The sequence below is a fragment of the Shewanella sp. WE21 genome (assembly GCF_002966515.1).
GTDB lineage: Bacteria > Pseudomonadota > Gammaproteobacteria > Enterobacterales > Shewanellaceae > Shewanella > Shewanella oncorhynchi.
Map to the genome: position 1 here is coordinate 3,899,031 of NZ_CP023019.1, position 14,557 is coordinate 3,913,587.

General features: G+C 44.3%; 13 protein-coding genes and 1 pseudogene. 10 read left to right on the forward strand and 4 right to left on the reverse strand.

Annotated features, from left to right (window positions below):
• Nucleotides 1–17 precede the first annotated feature (17 nt).
• Nucleotides 18–812, forward strand: a complete 795-nt coding sequence (locus CKQ84_RS17295; RefSeq protein WP_105252184.1) for a TIGR00266 family protein — start codon at nucleotides 18–20, stop codon at nucleotides 810–812.
• A gap of 112 nt (nucleotides 813–924) precedes the next feature.
• On the opposite strand, the pseudogene CKQ84_RS17300 reads toward CKQ84_RS17295, so the two are convergent.
• From CKQ84_RS17300 to CKQ84_RS17310, 3 genes and pseudogenes are all read right to left on the reverse strand, one after another.
• Nucleotides 925–2,192, reverse strand: a pseudogene (locus CKQ84_RS17300) (lipopolysaccharide biosynthesis protein).
• Between the two features lie 369 nt (nucleotides 2,193–2,561).
• Nucleotides 2,562–2,900 carry a hypothetical protein gene (locus CKQ84_RS17305; protein WP_105252185.1) on the reverse strand — a complete coding sequence of 113 codons (339 nt, stop codon included), beginning with the start codon at nucleotides 2,898–2,900 and terminating at the stop codon, nucleotides 2,562–2,564.
• A 109-nt stretch (nucleotides 2,901–3,009) separates the two neighbouring features.
• Nucleotides 3,010–3,471 carry an EVE domain-containing protein gene (locus CKQ84_RS17310; protein ID WP_105252186.1) on the reverse strand — a complete coding sequence of 154 codons (462 nt, stop codon included), beginning with the start codon at nucleotides 3,469–3,471 and terminating at the stop codon, nucleotides 3,010–3,012.
• Nucleotides 3,472–3,748: 277 nt separating this feature from the next.
• Here CKQ84_RS17310 and CKQ84_RS17315 point away from each other — a divergent pair, with 277 nt between their 5' ends.
• From CKQ84_RS17315 to CKQ84_RS17335, 5 genes are all read left to right on the forward strand, one after another.
• The gene (locus CKQ84_RS17315) at nucleotides 3,749–4,129 is read left to right on the forward strand and encodes a DUF6508 domain-containing protein (protein ID WP_105252187.1); all 381 of its coding nucleotides are present in this window, start codon (nucleotides 3,749–3,751) and stop codon (nucleotides 4,127–4,129) included.
• 139 nt (nucleotides 4,130–4,268) lie between these two features.
• Entirely contained in the window at nucleotides 4,269–5,981 is a 1,713-nt protein-coding gene (locus tag CKQ84_RS17320) for an AMP-binding protein (RefSeq protein ID WP_105252188.1), read from the forward strand.
• A 353-nt stretch (nucleotides 5,982–6,334) separates the two neighbouring features.
• Nucleotides 6,335–7,081 (forward strand): ABC transporter substrate-binding protein, encoded by a 747-nt coding sequence (locus CKQ84_RS17325; protein ID WP_105252189.1) that lies wholly within the window; start codon nucleotides 6,335–6,337, stop codon nucleotides 7,079–7,081.
• Between the two features lie 165 nt (nucleotides 7,082–7,246).
• Nucleotides 7,247–8,287 carry a M14 family metallopeptidase gene (locus tag CKQ84_RS17330; protein WP_105252190.1) on the forward strand — a complete coding sequence of 347 codons (1,041 nt, stop codon included), beginning with the start codon at nucleotides 7,247–7,249 and terminating at the stop codon, nucleotides 8,285–8,287.
• On the forward strand, nucleotides 8,284–9,174 hold the full coding sequence (locus CKQ84_RS17335; RefSeq protein WP_105252191.1) for an alpha/beta fold hydrolase: 891 nt from the start codon (nucleotides 8,284–8,286) through the stop codon (nucleotides 9,172–9,174). Before CKQ84_RS17330 ends, CKQ84_RS17335 begins: the two co-directional genes overlap by 4 nt.
• Before the next feature lie 35 nt (nucleotides 9,175–9,209).
• Here CKQ84_RS17335 and CKQ84_RS17340 read toward each other — a convergent pair whose 3' ends face one another.
• Entirely contained in the window at nucleotides 9,210–9,617 is a 408-nt protein-coding gene (locus CKQ84_RS17340; RefSeq protein ID WP_105252192.1) for a YccF domain-containing protein, read from the reverse strand.
• A gap of 267 nt (nucleotides 9,618–9,884) precedes the next feature.
• On the opposite strand from CKQ84_RS17340, the gene CKQ84_RS17345 reads away from it, so the two are divergent.
• The 4 genes from CKQ84_RS17345 to CKQ84_RS17360 all read left to right on the forward strand — a co-directional run bounded on the left by CKQ84_RS17345 (nucleotide 9,885) and on the right by CKQ84_RS17360 (nucleotide 14,437).
• Nucleotides 9,885–10,934, forward strand: coding sequence for a pyridoxal-phosphate dependent enzyme (locus CKQ84_RS17345; protein WP_105252193.1), 1,050 nt, complete (start codon nucleotides 9,885–9,887; stop codon nucleotides 10,932–10,934).
• Between the two features lie 61 nt (nucleotides 10,935–10,995).
• A complete protein-coding gene (locus CKQ84_RS17350; RefSeq protein WP_105252194.1) occupies nucleotides 10,996–11,709 on the forward strand; it encodes an NUDIX domain-containing protein in 714 nt (237 codons plus the stop codon).
• 357 nt (nucleotides 11,710–12,066) lie between these two features.
• Nucleotides 12,067–12,954, forward strand: a complete 888-nt coding sequence (gene prs, locus CKQ84_RS17355; RefSeq protein ID WP_105252195.1) for a ribose-phosphate diphosphokinase — start codon at nucleotides 12,067–12,069, stop codon at nucleotides 12,952–12,954.
• 10 nt (nucleotides 12,955–12,964) lie between these two features.
• Nucleotides 12,965–14,437 (forward strand): nicotinate phosphoribosyltransferase, encoded by a 1,473-nt coding sequence (locus tag CKQ84_RS17360; RefSeq protein WP_105252196.1) that lies wholly within the window; start codon nucleotides 12,965–12,967, stop codon nucleotides 14,435–14,437.
• Nucleotides 14,438–14,557 lie beyond the last annotated feature (120 nt).

A 14,557-nucleotide genomic window follows, 5' to 3' on the forward strand; every position in this document is an offset into this window, starting at 1 on the left:
CAGTTAAGGGGAACAGTATGTCTAGACGTTGTCATGAAGTGGATTATGAAATTATCGGCCACAGTATGCAGTTGGTTGAAGTGGAACTCGATCCCAACGAAACCGTGGTCGCTGAAGCGGGCGCGATGAATTACCTAGAGCAAGATATTAGCTTTGAGGCCAAAATGGGCGATGGCTCTGAGCCTGAGTCTGGCTTTTTTGGCAAGTTGGTGGGCGCGGGTAAACGGGCATTGACGGGTGAGAGCATTTTTATGACTCACTTTACCAACCAAGGCAATCAAAAACGTAAAGTCGCCTTTGCCGCCCCTTATCCTGGCACTATCCTAGCGATCGACTTGGCCGAACATGGTGGTGAGCTTATCTGTCAGAAAGACAGTTTTTTGGCTGCGGCTTTAGGTACACGCGTGACGATGAAATTTAATCGCCGCTTAGGTACGGGATTTTTTGGTGGCGAAGGATTTATTCTGCAAAGCCTACAGGGCGATGGTATGGCGTTTATCCATGCGGGCGGCACCTTAGTGAAAAAAGAACTAAAAGGTGAAACCTTAAGAGTTGACACCGGTTGTCTTGTTGCATTTACCTCTGGGATTGATTACGACATAGAGCGTGCAGGCTCATTAAAGTCTATGGTCTTTGGCGGGGAAGGTTTGTTTTTAGCCACACTCAGAGGCCACGGGACGGTTTGGCTACAAAGCTTGCCATTCTCACGTATGGCAGACCGCATTATCGCCCATGCCCCATCAGCGGGTGGCAGTGATCGCGGTGAAGGCTCTGTACTCGGAGGTCTTGGTCGCATGCTCGATGGGCGCTAAATGATAAGCTGACATGCTGTCTTCTCTTAAGGCATTCCAGACTATCCTCTGGGATGCCTTTTTAGTTGAAGCCTGTCATTTCCTTCAACGTTTTAAGCGTCTTTAGTTGTTGCTAAGGCCGCGTTTGGTTGTTAAGGCTTTGCTGAATGCGTCTTTCAACTAGTTTAGATATGAGATACATCATCAAATAGCCCGTGCCTAAGGCTAAAATCACCGCGACGACATTCTCCGTATACAGGCGGTAAGCGTAGAAAGTACCGACCAGTACTGCGATACCAGCAAGGCGAATAAGTAGGCTTTGAGTAAAGTAGCCATGAGCTTTGATATAAGCTAGCTGGTAGCCATTGAGCATCATAAATATAAAAAATATGGAGAAATGCATTAATACTGGGGCCGCTTTAATGTATTGCTCGGGGAATAACCAAGCGACTAACGGCTTGCTCGCAAAGACCATAATGACAAAAAAAATACCGCTGATCCACAAAGAAACTTTCGTCAGCCATGACTTAATTTGTTGAACTTCAGCAAAACGTTTTTCTCGTACGCACACTGCGACTTCGGGCAGCACAAAACGGTAGATGGGAAAGACAAAAAGCAGGGTGAGGTAAGTGATCATCGGCCGCACCACCACTTGGAAATCACCCAGTTCATCTATGCTGAAATAGGCAATAGTCAGCAGTACGGTGATGTAAATCATCAATATACTGGCCCCGCTTCCATGGACGCCGTCAGGCTTTTCTTCATAAAACTGCGTAAACCCGTATCAAAATGCACCGCACTTAAGGGCGGAGTGGCAATATCTTTGCGCCGTTTTAAGTACATATATAAGGCAACAATGAGCGATGACAGTGTCATGCCGTAAAAGAGTGATGCAATGGCGGTTTGTTTTAAGCCATAGAAACATAATAAAAAGCTAGTCACTTGCGCGAGCGGCTCTAACCAAGTGACTCTATTGGAGATGGCATATAGCCGGTACATGGCAATTTGATTGGTAAAATAGACCTTGAGCCCCATACTCAAAATAATGCCAACCAATTGAAAATATTCTACATTGAGCTGAAGTTTGTGTTTGATATAGGGTAAAACTAAGCCCCATGTCAGTAGTACCATAGCGATCAAGCTATAGCGGAATATATTGGTGATATCCACATCTTGCTTGGTCTGGGAGTAGGTCACCACCATAGAGGAGCGAAATCCCGTCATTAGGATTAGCGACAGTGAAATAATGTCGATCACTGTGTGATAGAGCGCTAGATCGGCTTTGGCAACCCATTGTGCTAGCCAGAGTTTAAATAGAAACCCCACAGAAATACTGGCGAGTGATGCCCAGAACCCCGCAATAATTGCCTGCTTAACCCGTTGAAGTGAGGTGTTTTCCATTATCAAAAATCCAGCGTTAGTCTACGGTCATTATCGGGATGCTATGAATTCAATTAAGATTTTGCCTTAGCCGCATGAGTATTTTTAGGTGACACTTATCTTGTTCTGTTCGATATCTTTTCACCCTGCATGAGTCTAGCATTTAGCCAATTTACGACCAATAGCCAGATAGTAAAGATATGATAAATATCAATATGTTGCTTTATTGTAAGTTAGAACGTTATTGAGTGAGGACTGGGGTGATAAATTGTCTTACAGACAACGTTTTTTGATAGATGAAAGCAGTATTAAGAAGTACAACTACGCCCAGATAAGAGCTGGGCGTAGTTGTAAATGTGTCAGTTATAAATGCCATTTTGTCATGGGAAGTTAATCGGTAATGATATTGACGATATCGAGGATTTTACGGCTGTTATTATCGAGTTTGATTAGTGCACCTTCGACTTGAATGCTAATGATGCCATCTCTGTCTAAGGGGACTACGATGCGGCCGCGATCATAAATATCATGCTCAAGCACATCACCACGGTGGAGTTTTTTCTGCCAACCGGGTGGCAGTGGCTGACCTTGGTCAATTTTTTTCTGTAATCCCGGCGGTAGGCTTTTATCCTTTTTGTGGTGCTCATGGTCATCTTTAGCAAAGGTTGAGATGGACATCGTTAAGCTGAGGACAAGTCCTGTGATTACCACTGAGGTCAATTTATTCATCTGTACTCCTAAGGGGCATTGAGTTGATGTTGTGTCCAATGCTGGATGTGGCCAACAATAGGCGATGCTAAATGAACTATAGCTGAACGTTCTAGCTCAAGATTGCTTTCTAGCGGGTTAACATAAGTACGGCTTGCCATTGTTCGGCGGTCACAGGTTGGATACTGAGTCTTGACCCCTTAGAGACTAAATACATGTCCGCCAGTTGGGGTAAACTTTTTATCAAACTTAAGGGAATAATCTCGTTAAATTTTTCGACAAAGCGGATATCCACTCGCAGCCATCTTGGTTTGGTTGGATCTGACTTAGGGTCGAAATACTTCGATTCGGGATCGAAGGCTGTGCTGTCGGGATACGCATTTGTCACGACTTCTGCTATGCCGACAATACCGGGCACTTTGCAGCTTGAATGGTAAAAAAATACCTTGTCGCCAATCTGCATCTCATCGCGCATAAAGTTACGCGCCTGATAGTTACGGATCCCATGCCAAGCTTCGGTTTGGTTAGGGCAAGCCTTAAGATCATCTATGCTGAATTCGTCGGGTTCCGATTTCATAAGCCAGTAGTTCATCTTGTTTCCTTTACTCATAGTTGCCGTTAAGCGCTTCAATACCGCTGAGTTTATCTGAATTTTGTCGAATACCCCAGTTCGTCACCCATATCAAACATTGTGAGTTTGATTAAGTTTCCGTTCAGATAACGTGGCTTAGCCTGTTGACAGCAATCTTATTTGGTATGCCTTATGCAAATTCTCGTTTCTAAGGCAAAGCGTCAAATTCGATCTCGGTGTGTGACTGGTGTAGTGCAAGTTGTGGCAGCAGAGGCAACCAAAACCTGTGAGGTGTGTTATGGGGACTTCAACAATGACATCCGATTGTGGCTTATACACTAAATATCTTAAGGATTTTACGGCGGGTGATGTGAGCTTAAGTCATGAGCGTATGCTGGAATTTATTAATGACCTGACAACGCAAGGTTGGTTATTGGCTAATTTCACTTGGGACTATTGGTATAACAACAGTTACTTAGTCGATAAACCAGCCTATATTCGTGATGCGAGCATCGCACAATGTAAGTTGCTGTTGACGGCCATGACGCGACTCGAGGTTTTTAGCCCCGGCGTGTTAGAAAATATGCGTCGCCAAGGGGTGTTACTGGCCATTGTTGAGCGGTTACAAAGCTTAAATGTGCCTAAGTCGAGTACTCATTTTGAGTTTATCAGCCGTTAGCACTGGGCTTTAATGGATTGTTATCTAATCGTTTGTCTTACTCTTTAGTCTAATAAAGTGCTTTTTTACTTGTGACATGATCCGTGGATTGGTTAGTTTGGACCTCGCTAACCATAATAATAAATGCACGGAGGCCTTAATGTCAGTTCCTACAAGCCAAGTTATAAGCCCGCTCAATGTTAGCGAGTTTAGAGGCGAGTCATCACCTAAACTCGTTGAGAAGACCATAGGTCAATATCTTGATGAGATTGCGGCAACGTATCCCGACCAATTAGCTGTCGTCGTACACCATCAACATATCCGCTGGAATTACCGCCAATATCTTGCCCAAATCGATGCGCTCGCCACAGGACTATTAAAACTCGGTATTAAGTCTGGTGATAGGGTAGGGATTTGGTCGCCTAACAATATCGAGTGGTGTTTAACTCAATATGCGACCGCTAAAATTGGCGCCATCATGGTGTGTATTAATCCTGCGTATCGTCCTGAAGAGTTGCAATACGCGCTGAGTAACGTGGGTTGCCGCGCGGTAATTTGTGCTGATAAGTTTAAATCCAGCAATTATCTTGAGATGCTATATGAATTGGCGCCTGAGCTAACCTCTTGCCCAGCGGGTAAATTACAAGCTAAAGCCGTACCTGAGCTTGAATTTGTGATCCGTATGGGCGCAGAGAAATCAGTCGGTATGTTGAATTTTGATGACTTGATCGTTGATGTGACCGCCGCTGATAGGATAATGCTCGAGTGGATTACTAAGGAATTAAGCCCATACGATGCGATTAATATCCAGTTTACCTCTGGCACGACGGGCAGTCCGAAAGGTGCGACCTTATCACATCATAACATATTGAATAATGGCTATTTAGTCGCAGAGGCGATGAAGTTTACCTGTCACGATAAACTCTGTATTCCAGTGCCTTTATACCATTGTTTTGGCATGGTACTCGGCAGTTTAGTCTGCTTAGCTAAAGGCGCAACTGCTGTGTTCCCCGGAGAATCCTTTGATCCACTGACGACATTGCAAGTGATTGAGCAAGAGCGTTGCACCGCTTTGCATGGCGTACCGACCATGTTTATTGCCGAGTTGGAACACCCAGAGTTTGCTCGTTTTGATTTGAGTTCCTTACGTACCGGCGTGATGGCGGGGGCAACTTGTCCTGAAGAAGTGATGCGCCGAGTACAAAACCTGATGTATATGAAGGAAGTGCTGATTGGCTATGGTCAGACCGAATGCAGTCCGCTCAATCACATTACTGAAATCGACTCACCCGTAGAGAAACGCGTTCTCACCGTTGGCCGTGCTTTACCCCATACCGAAGTGAAAATTGTCGATGAATTTGGCGAAGTGCTGCCAATTAATCAACCCGGCGAAGTTTGTAGTCGTGGTTATTGCATTATGCAGTGTTATTGGAATGATCCTGAGAAAACGGCGGCAACCATAGACAGTCAAGGCTGGCTACATTCGGGCGATATTGGCCAAATGGATGAGCAAGGTTATGTGCAAATTGTGGGGCGCATTAAAGATATGATTATTCGTGGCGGCGAGAATATTTATCCCCGTGAGATTGAAGAGAAACTTTACACCCATAAAGATGTACAGGATGCGGCTGTCTTTGGCGTTCAAAGCGATAAATACGGCGAGGAAGTGTGTGCTTGGATCAAAGTCCGATCAGGAGCCGCGATTACAGAGGCTGATATTCGTCATTTTCTCACCGAGAAGTTCGCCTACTTTAAAGTGCCGCGTTATATCAAGTTTGTGGATCAGTATCCAATGACAGTGACGGGAAAAATTCAGAAATTCAAAATGCGCGAGCTGATGTATCAAGAGTTATATGAAGATATTAATGCTTAAGTCATTTGGCTTTGAGTTGATTAATACTATTGATATTTGACTTCCAAGCCGCGTAATGCGGCTTGAATTTTATTCTATCTAGCTATTTCGGTTAGCAGATAAACGAACAAGCTAATTGGCTCACGAAAAAGTCGGCGAGTCATACCATCAAGCCAAGCTGCACTTTGAGTTAGCTTTCGCTGCTAATATCATTATTCTAATTGTAATAAAACTTCACTTCCCCGCTGTGGCTTGATGGCTATACTAAAACTAGTCATAAAATCTAACCAGTCATAAAATCTCGGCAGATAAAAACGAAAGCGTTAAGTTGTCGATGATGTAGTCGTAAATCCATGCAGGCAAAGGAGTACTAAATGGTTCGATGGCGTTCAATGCTCCTTGTGTATTGTCTTTCCTTTATGGGATTGAGCGTAGCTAAAGCGGATACCTTAATGCTCACTTCTTTACTTTGGCCGCCTTATTCAGGAGAGCAATTAACGGAGCAGGGTGCCAGTATTGCCGTAGTTCGGGCGGCGCTGAACGTTATGGGACATCAATTAGACGTGGATTTCTATCCGTGGAGCCGTGCTGTCAAACTTACGACTATGCCGAACTCTGACTACATAGGTTATTTTCCTGAATACTATGTAGAAACTGAAAAGTTTATCTTTTCAAAACCGATTGGCGAAAGTCCATTGGGGCTGGTGGAGCAAAAGTCCCATCCAGTAAGTTGGAATTATATTGAAGATCTTAATCGCTATACCTTAGGTGTGGTGAAAGATTATGTGAATACTCAGGCCTTAGATCGCATGATCGTTTCCGGTGTTCAGCAGACTGAAGCTGTGACTTCGGATGAGCATAATGTTAAAAAAGTTGCCGCGGGTCGGATTGATGCCGCGGTGATTGATGTCAACGTTCTGCACTATTTACTCAAGCAAAAGCCCTTACAGCCGCTGGCGACAAAGTTGCAAATCAATCGGCAAATTCTGGCGAATAAGCAGCTCTATATCGCGTTTCGTAATACAGAAGAGGGACGGCGTTGGCGAGATATTGTTGACCAAGGTTTAGCGCAGGTTGACGTAGAAACCATCATTGGAGAGCTACTTTATCGTGAAGACTAATGTAGGGTTTTAGGATAGTTTATTCTTTGTTTTACTCGTTATTTTTCCGCTTATTTCCCCGTACAGTCACTTCTGATATGCAGTTTGTCATCATTTTGTCTTTGTTCACTATTAGTATCACTTTAACGGCATGAGTTGTTCTCTCATTTTATTGATTAAGGTGACATGAAGAAACTTCCTTTTGAGCTTCCATTTGAGTTAGATACGCTGCAGCAACTCATTGATACTCATCATCTTGAGTTAGATTATCAGATCCTTGCCGACATTCCATTCCGCCAAGAGCATTTCCCCCTTTACAGTGTTGAGTTAGGTGGTACAGATACGCCTTGTCCGACAGTACTCTTTGTGGGGGGCGTGCATGGGGTTGAGCGTATTGGATCTCAAGTTATTTTGGCATTGTTAAACAGTTTATTGCAGCGGCTTGTTTGGGATAAACACCTACAACAGATGTTAACGGGCCTGCGGTTAGCTTTTGTACCTGTAGTGAATCCTGTTGGGTTATTCATGGGAACGCGGGGCAATGGTAATCAAGTGGATTTGATGCGTAACGCTCCGATAGAATCCCGTGAAAAAGTGTCCTTTATGGTGGGAGGACAGCGTATATCGTCACGGCTGCCCTGGTATCGCGGTATTGGGGGAATGGAGCTGGAAACTGCGGGTTTAGTTGCCTATGTACAACAACTGTTGAGTCGCAGCACAAGTTTGATTTCGCTCGATGCCCACTCGGGATTTGGCTTGAGTGATCATATCTGGTTCCCCTACGCCCATACCCGTACCGCCTTCGAAAATGCCAATTATATTTTTCATCTAAAACAATTATTTGAACAGAGTTATCCCCATCACGGCCATTATCGGTTGGCGCCGCAGAGCCAGTTTTATCGCACTCATGGTGATATTTGGGATTATCTCTATCGCCAGCACCAAGTGGCTGATCCTTCTGCTCAGGTGCCATTTTTACCTTTGACATTAGAGATGGGATCTTGGGCATGGATAAAGAAGAATCCTAGACAAATATTTAATTTTGCTGGCTTTTTTAATCCACAAAAAACACATCGTCACCATAGGATTTTACGCAGGCATACAGTACTCATGCAATTTATGATGGAAGCGGCCTATGCCCAATCGTTAGAGCAGTTAACACCTGAACGTTTGACTGAGCTGACAGAGTGCGCACGGCATTATTGGTATCGGGAGTCTCAGTCATGACAACTTGGGTGTTATTAAGGGGATTAATGCGTGATCAGCGCCATTGGAATGGTTTCGATCAGCGTCTGCGACAAAAGGGATTGCGAGTGCTGACACCGGATCTTCCGGGCAATGGGACGCTATCCCACGAATTAAGTCCGCTTAAGATTGCCGATTATGCCCATGCCGTGTGGCAGCAATTGGATGAGCAGGCACAGGAAGGGGAGACTATTTATCTCCTCGGCTTGTCTATGGGCGGTATGTTGGCGCTGGAAATGGCATGCCAGCGACCTTGGCAGATAAGGCATGTCTTTGTATTAAACAGCAGTGCGGCGAATTTATCGTCTTGGTATCAAAGATTTAACCCGCTGAATGCATTGAAGGCTTTTTTCATGCGGGCTCGGGGTAACGCTTTACATCCAATCGAGTCGACTATAGTGCGTTTAACCAGTTTTCGTCATCGGCGAGATCGAGATTTAATTGTCAAGTGGAGTGAGTTTCGCCGCGATACCACACCAAGTCGACGCAATGTATGGCGACAACTTTGGGCGGCTTTTCAATACCAATGTCCATTGACTGTGGAAGTGCCGATAACTGTACTCTGCGGTGACCGTGATGCGCTGGTGAGTATGGCATCGAGTAAGGCGTTAGCACGGCATTTTGACACCGATTTGATTGTACTCGCGTATTGTGGTCACGATGCCGCTATAGATGCACCCGCAAAACTGGCGCATTATCTGTTGGACATTGTGGGGGCGACTAAGCCGCAAGTGCAGTTTTCTGCGGATAGCGAGCCTGCCAATACTCAATATGATTGCAACGATTTATTGGAGGAAGAAATAGCCTTAAACGAAGCGATATTTGCTGTATGGGATGACAAAGCGCTATCCACTCTTGAAACCAAATAATCGAGAATGAATAGCGCAGTTAACGCATAGTCTTATTAAGCTTTAGCCACTACGGTTTGGCCTATCGGTGTGAGGCTGAGTAAAGCCAACTTAAGATGCTGTATCCCAAAGGGAATACCTATAATCGTCACAAAACAAGCGAAGGCGTGGACCAAATGCCCTATGGCTAACCAGATCCCAAACAGTAAGAACCAAATGATATTTCCTACCATGCCTAGTGCACCTGTGCCCAAGTCTTCACGTCCAGTTAAGTGGCGACGGTTCATTTGTTCTTGGCCGAAGGGCCAAAAGGTCATTTCGCCGATAACAAAACAGGCGCGGCCGAAGGGAATACCAATGATACTGATAAAACACAGGATACCTGCGAGCCACCAAGCGAGTCCCATCACAAATCCGCCGAGTACAAACCAAGCGATGTTGAATATTAAGCGTAATACAGCCATTGAAAGCTCCTTATGTTTACCCTGTTAGCCTTTATCGTTAGCTTCGATAAATTGAATATATGTCAATGTCTAAGCGATAACTATGCCAACTATTTAAATTGTTCATAATCAATTGGTTAATTATATGTATTCGAGATTCATGTGTCATTTTCACTAGTTTTTCGCCAAATTGATAATTTCTTAAGGGCGTAACAGGAAGGGCGGAGTTACACTAGCCTTCCCTTAACTGGTTTAAAAACCAGAGAATTTAATCGTTTGAGTTGCTTGATGTTTGCAAATTCCCCTGTCGATACATTTGCCTTTGCTGGCAGAGACATATTCCTAAAACGTGATGATTTACTGCATCCGGCGTTTAGTGGCAATAAAGCTCGCAAATTCGGCTATTTTTTAGATCATGAGTTTGCAGGCATCAGCAAGGTGATAGGTCACGGCTCGCCATTGGCTAACTCACTGTATTCATTGTCAACATTAGCGAAGATGAAAGGCTGGCAATGTGATTTTTATGTAGATCATATTGCCAGTCAAGTGGTTAAACATCCTACGGGCAATTACGCTGCCGCTTTAGCGAATGGCGCTAATATTATCGATTTAAGTGTGTTAATAGCACAAAAGCAGGCGTGCACTCAGTCGCAATCTGAGCCTCACGTTTTGTCAAATCTTAATGCTAGGCCTGACCCTACTGCGCAAGTGGGCGATGTGCGACTGAGTTGCCCAGATTATATCGAGGCTCAAGTACTCGTGAATGAGCCGACGGCGCTTTTTATCCCAGAGGGTGGTCGCTGTGCTTACGCCGAATACGGGGTTAATAGATTGGCGCAAGAGATAGTACTGTTTGCGAATGCGAATGGATTGGTTGATTTAACGGTGTTTTTACCATCGGGGACGGGAACGACTGCGTTATTTTTAAATCAGTATTTTATCCGTCAGCAAACGGATATTCGCGTCGTGACTTGTGCTGTTGTCGGTGGCGATGATTATTTGCGCTTGCAATTTTCCTTACTTAATTCCAATACCAGTGAGCATCCACAGATTGTTAATGTCGGCAAGAAATATCATTTTGGTAAACTTTATCCCGAATTTTATGCCATGTGGCAGCGGGTCTGCGCCTCAGGCGTGCAGTTTGAATTACTCTACGATCCCTTAGGTTTTATTGTGCTTGAAGATTATTTACAACGTAGTGAACCAGGTCATGTGATGTATTTGCATCAAGGCGGATTATTGGGGAACGAGACCATGTTGCCGCGTTATCAGCGTAAATTTGGCCAAAGTAGCTATGCCCACGGTGCCAGATATTTACTTAGTGACGCTAAGACATAATGTGTTTGAAGCTGTGTCATGCCTAAGTTAAGCTTATGACATTGAATGATGGGGAATACTCATGACTGAAGCGGAATATCTTGCCAATTACGATCCTAAGGCTTTCAAGGCTCAGCTACTGACAGTGGATGCCGTATTGTTTACCTACCATGATCAGCAGCTTAAAGTACTCCTAGTACAACGCTCAAATCATCCATTTTTAGGTTTATGGGGATTACCTGGAGGGTTTATCGATGAAAATTGCGATCAATCCCTTGAGCAAACTGTATTACGTAAACTGCATGAGAAAACCGCAGTAGTGCCACCTTATATTGAGCAGCTATGCACTGTGGGTAATCGTAGTCGCGATGTAAGAGGCTGGTCTGTGACTGTGTGTTATACCGCCTTGATGAGTTATCAAGCTTGCCAAATTCAGATTGATTCAGTGAGTGATGTTAAGTGGTGGCCATTAGCAGATGTGTTGCAGATGCCCTTGGCGTTTGATCATCTGCAGTTAATTGAGCAAGCGCGGGAACGCTTAACACAAAAAGCCTTATATTCTTTAGTGCCAGGATTTGCACTGTCTGAACCTTTTACCTTGCCAGAACTGCAGCATGTACATGAGGTTTTACTGGGCAAGCCTATCCAAGGTAAATCTTTTCGTCGGCGGGTTGAACAGGCTGATTTATTGATCGATACGGGATTAAAGCGCACCGAACGTGGTCGTCCTGCTAATTTATACCGCTTGAAACCCAATACCGCATCGTATCGTTTCTTAAGAAATTTAGAATGTTGATTACAGTGAATGTGGATTTAGGCCAGATATTCGCCTTGCTCAATATGAGTAACGGCGACTGCTTATGTCTTATTCATGGTGACTTTGAATCAGTAAAGGCTGTTTAATTACTGATTTTGCCCTAATGTCTCCGGTTCTTGTATTACTCGATACCCATATTGTGGCTTCTTAGTTGTCGCGCCTATCAATAGTGTCTAAAAGACACTATATGACATTTAAGCATAACATTTTAGGTTGCGGCGTCTGAAATAGTCTAAAAATCGACTTTACATAATAATGTCTTTAAGACACTATTGTTCATGTAGACAACAAGGGCGCCGTCAATTTCGGCAATCTTGCCACAGACAGGAGGTTACTATGTCTCAACGTATTCAAACGTCTCAAGATGCTTCTCACGCTCAACGTTCGCAAGCCGATTTTTATCGGTTACCCGCAGCTAGCGATGAGACTCACTACCGTTTATTTCAATTTGGTGCGGGGGAGAACCATGTTCAACTACTGGTTCCTCCAGCGAAACGCGTCACAGTTTTCTTCGGTTATCGTGGTGATCATTCCATCATGCAGCTCTTGTTGTTAACTGATGCATTGTGTCGCAGTGGTGCAGAGCAAATTGATCTGTTACTGCCTTATATGCCGGGTGCTCGCCAAGATAGAGTGTGTAATGCCGGTGAGGCCTTGTCGGTAAAAGTCTATGCTAGCCTAATTAATCAGCAGCAATATGCTTCGGTCACCGTTTTTGACCCTCACAGCGATGTCACCGCCGCATTGTTAGACCGAGTTCAGGTTATAGACAATCACAGCTTTGTCGCCGCTATCACTGCCCAATTATCGGGTGAGCTAGTGTTAGTCTCGCCCGATGCGGGGGCGAATAAGAAAGTATTCGGCTTAGCTAAAGCGTTACAGGGAATGCCGGTAATCAGGGCCGATAAACATCGTGATGTGGTCAATGGCCATATTATCGCTACCGAAGTGTTCTGTGATGACTTATCGGGTAAAACCTGCTTAATCGTTGACGATATTTGCGCGGGTGGCAGAACCTTTATTGAACTTGCCATCAAATTAAAGCAAAAGGGTGCACAAAGCGTTATTTTGATCGTGTCACATTATGAAGATAAGGCCAGCGAGTTGGTACTGCGCGAGGCGGGCATAGACAGATTATTTTGTACCGATAGTTTAGGTGTCCCCACACATATTTCGAGCGAGTTCTGTCATTGTCATGCTGTTTTGAGTTATATGAATCATTAAGGAAAATATTATGTACTTGAATCCCGTTACTGCCATTGATGGCTACAAAGTCGATCACCGTCGTCAATATCCCGATAATACACAAGTGATTTTTAGTAACCTGACCGCCCGTAAATCCCGTCGTGGTTACACTGACCAAATGGTGTTTTTTGGCTTGCAATATTTTATCAAGCATTTCTTGATCGACAGTTGGAACCGTGATTTCTTTCAACAACCTAAAGAGCAGGTCATTCGCCAATTCTCCCGCCGTATCAATAACTATCTCGGGCCGAATAACGTCGGCACTCAGCATATTGAGGAGTTACATGATTTAGGTTATTTACCAATTAAAATTATGGCATTACCTGAAGGCTCAGTGTATCCATTAAAAGTGCCTTGCTTGATTTTGTACAATACCGATGAGCGGTTCTTTTGGTTGACCAATTATCTCGAAACCATCCTTTCCGCTAATGTGTGGGGTATGTGTACCAGTGCTACTACCGCGCTGCAATACCGCAAAATATTTGAGACTTACGCGCTAGAAACCGATGGTGACATCGCTTTTGTTGATTGGCAGGGGCACGATTTTAGTTTCCGTGGCATGTATGGTGCAGAGGCCGCGATCATGAGCGGCGCCGCACATTTACTCAGTTTTACTGGGACTGATACCATACCCGCCATTGATTTTCTTGAGCAATATTACCTTGCCGATAGTGATAAAGAACTTGTCGGTGGCAGTGTGCCCGCAACGGAGCACAGTGTCATGTGCGCGGGTGGCATGGAGAATGAATTAGAGACGTTCCGCCGTTTGATTGAAGATATTTACCCAACGGGCATTGTCAGCATTGTTTCAGATTCTTGGGATTTTTGGCAGGTGATGACAGAATTCACCTTAGCGTTAAAAGACCGCATTCTTGCCCGCGATGGCAAAGTGGTGTTTAGGCCTGATACAGGTTGCCCTGTGAAGATCATTTGTGGCGATCCACAAGCTCCAATCGGGAGTCCCGAATATAAAGGCGCTATTGAGTGTCTGTGGGACGTCTTTGGGGGCAGCACAACAGCCAAAGGTTACAAAGCGCTGAATAGCCATGTTGGACTGATTTATGGCGATTCAATCACCATTGAACGTGCTGAAGCCATTTGTGCCGGATTAAAGGCTAAAGGTTTTGCGTCAACTAATATTGTGTTTGGGATAGGCAGTTTTACCTATCAACACGTGACCCGAGATACTGACGGTTATGCCGTGAAAGCGACCTTTGCGAAAGTTGATGGTAAAGACAGAGAAATATTTAAAGATCCTAAAACAGATGATGGCACTAAAAAATCCGCTAAGGGTTTAGTGGCGGTATTTAAAGATGAGCAGGGTCAATTTTATCTTAAAGATCAAGCCAGCTGGCAAGATGTCAACAATTGCGAGTTTGTTCCCGTATTTGCCGATGGTGAACTATTAACGGAATATTCTTTGGCAGATATTCGCGCAAGGTTGGCAGAGTCTAGAAGTTGAGCCTATCGATTTGTGATTTTTAACGGCTATCGACAATAGCGAAGATAAAACTGGCAATGTGATTTCTATTAGGGTCATATTGTCAGTTAAGTTTTGAATTTATTTTAAGTCGCGTAAGTA

Excerpts from the sequence above, each read along its gene's own strand:
- CKQ84_RS17330 (WP_105252190.1), top strand. The coding sequence starts at position 7,247 with ATGAAGAAACTTCCTTTTGAGCTTCCATTTGAGTTAGATACGCTGCAG.
- CKQ84_RS17360 (WP_105252196.1), top strand. The coding sequence starts at position 12,965 with ATGTACTTGAATCCCGTTACTGCCATTGATGGCTACAAAGTCGATCAC.
- CKQ84_RS17315 (WP_105252187.1), top strand. The coding sequence starts at position 3,749 with ATGGGGACTTCAACAATGACATCCGATTGTGGCTTATACACTAAATAT.
- CKQ84_RS17320 (WP_105252188.1), top strand. The coding sequence starts at position 4,269 with ATGTCAGTTCCTACAAGCCAAGTTATAAGCCCGCTCAATGTTAGCGAG.
- CKQ84_RS17335 (WP_105252191.1), top strand. The coding sequence starts at position 8,284 with ATGACAACTTGGGTGTTATTAAGGGGATTAATGCGTGATCAGCGCCAT.
- prs (WP_105252195.1), top strand. The coding sequence starts at position 12,067 with ATGTCTCAACGTATTCAAACGTCTCAAGATGCTTCTCACGCTCAACGT.
- CKQ84_RS17305 (WP_105252185.1), bottom strand. The coding sequence starts at position 2,900 with ATGAATAAATTGACCTCAGTGGTAATCACAGGACTTGTCCTCAGCTTA.
- CKQ84_RS17295 (WP_105252184.1), top strand. The coding sequence starts at position 18 with ATGTCTAGACGTTGTCATGAAGTGGATTATGAAATTATCGGCCACAGT.
- CKQ84_RS17350 (WP_105252194.1), top strand. The coding sequence starts at position 10,996 with ATGACTGAAGCGGAATATCTTGCCAATTACGATCCTAAGGCTTTCAAG.
- CKQ84_RS17345 (WP_105252193.1), top strand. The coding sequence starts at position 9,885 with ATGTTTGCAAATTCCCCTGTCGATACATTTGCCTTTGCTGGCAGAGAC.
- CKQ84_RS17310 (WP_105252186.1), bottom strand. The coding sequence starts at position 3,471 with ATGAACTACTGGCTTATGAAATCGGAACCCGACGAATTCAGCATAGAT.
- CKQ84_RS17325 (WP_105252189.1), top strand. The coding sequence starts at position 6,335 with ATGGTTCGATGGCGTTCAATGCTCCTTGTGTATTGTCTTTCCTTTATG.
- CKQ84_RS17340 (WP_105252192.1), bottom strand. The coding sequence starts at position 9,617 with ATGGCTGTATTACGCTTAATATTCAACATCGCTTGGTTTGTACTCGGC.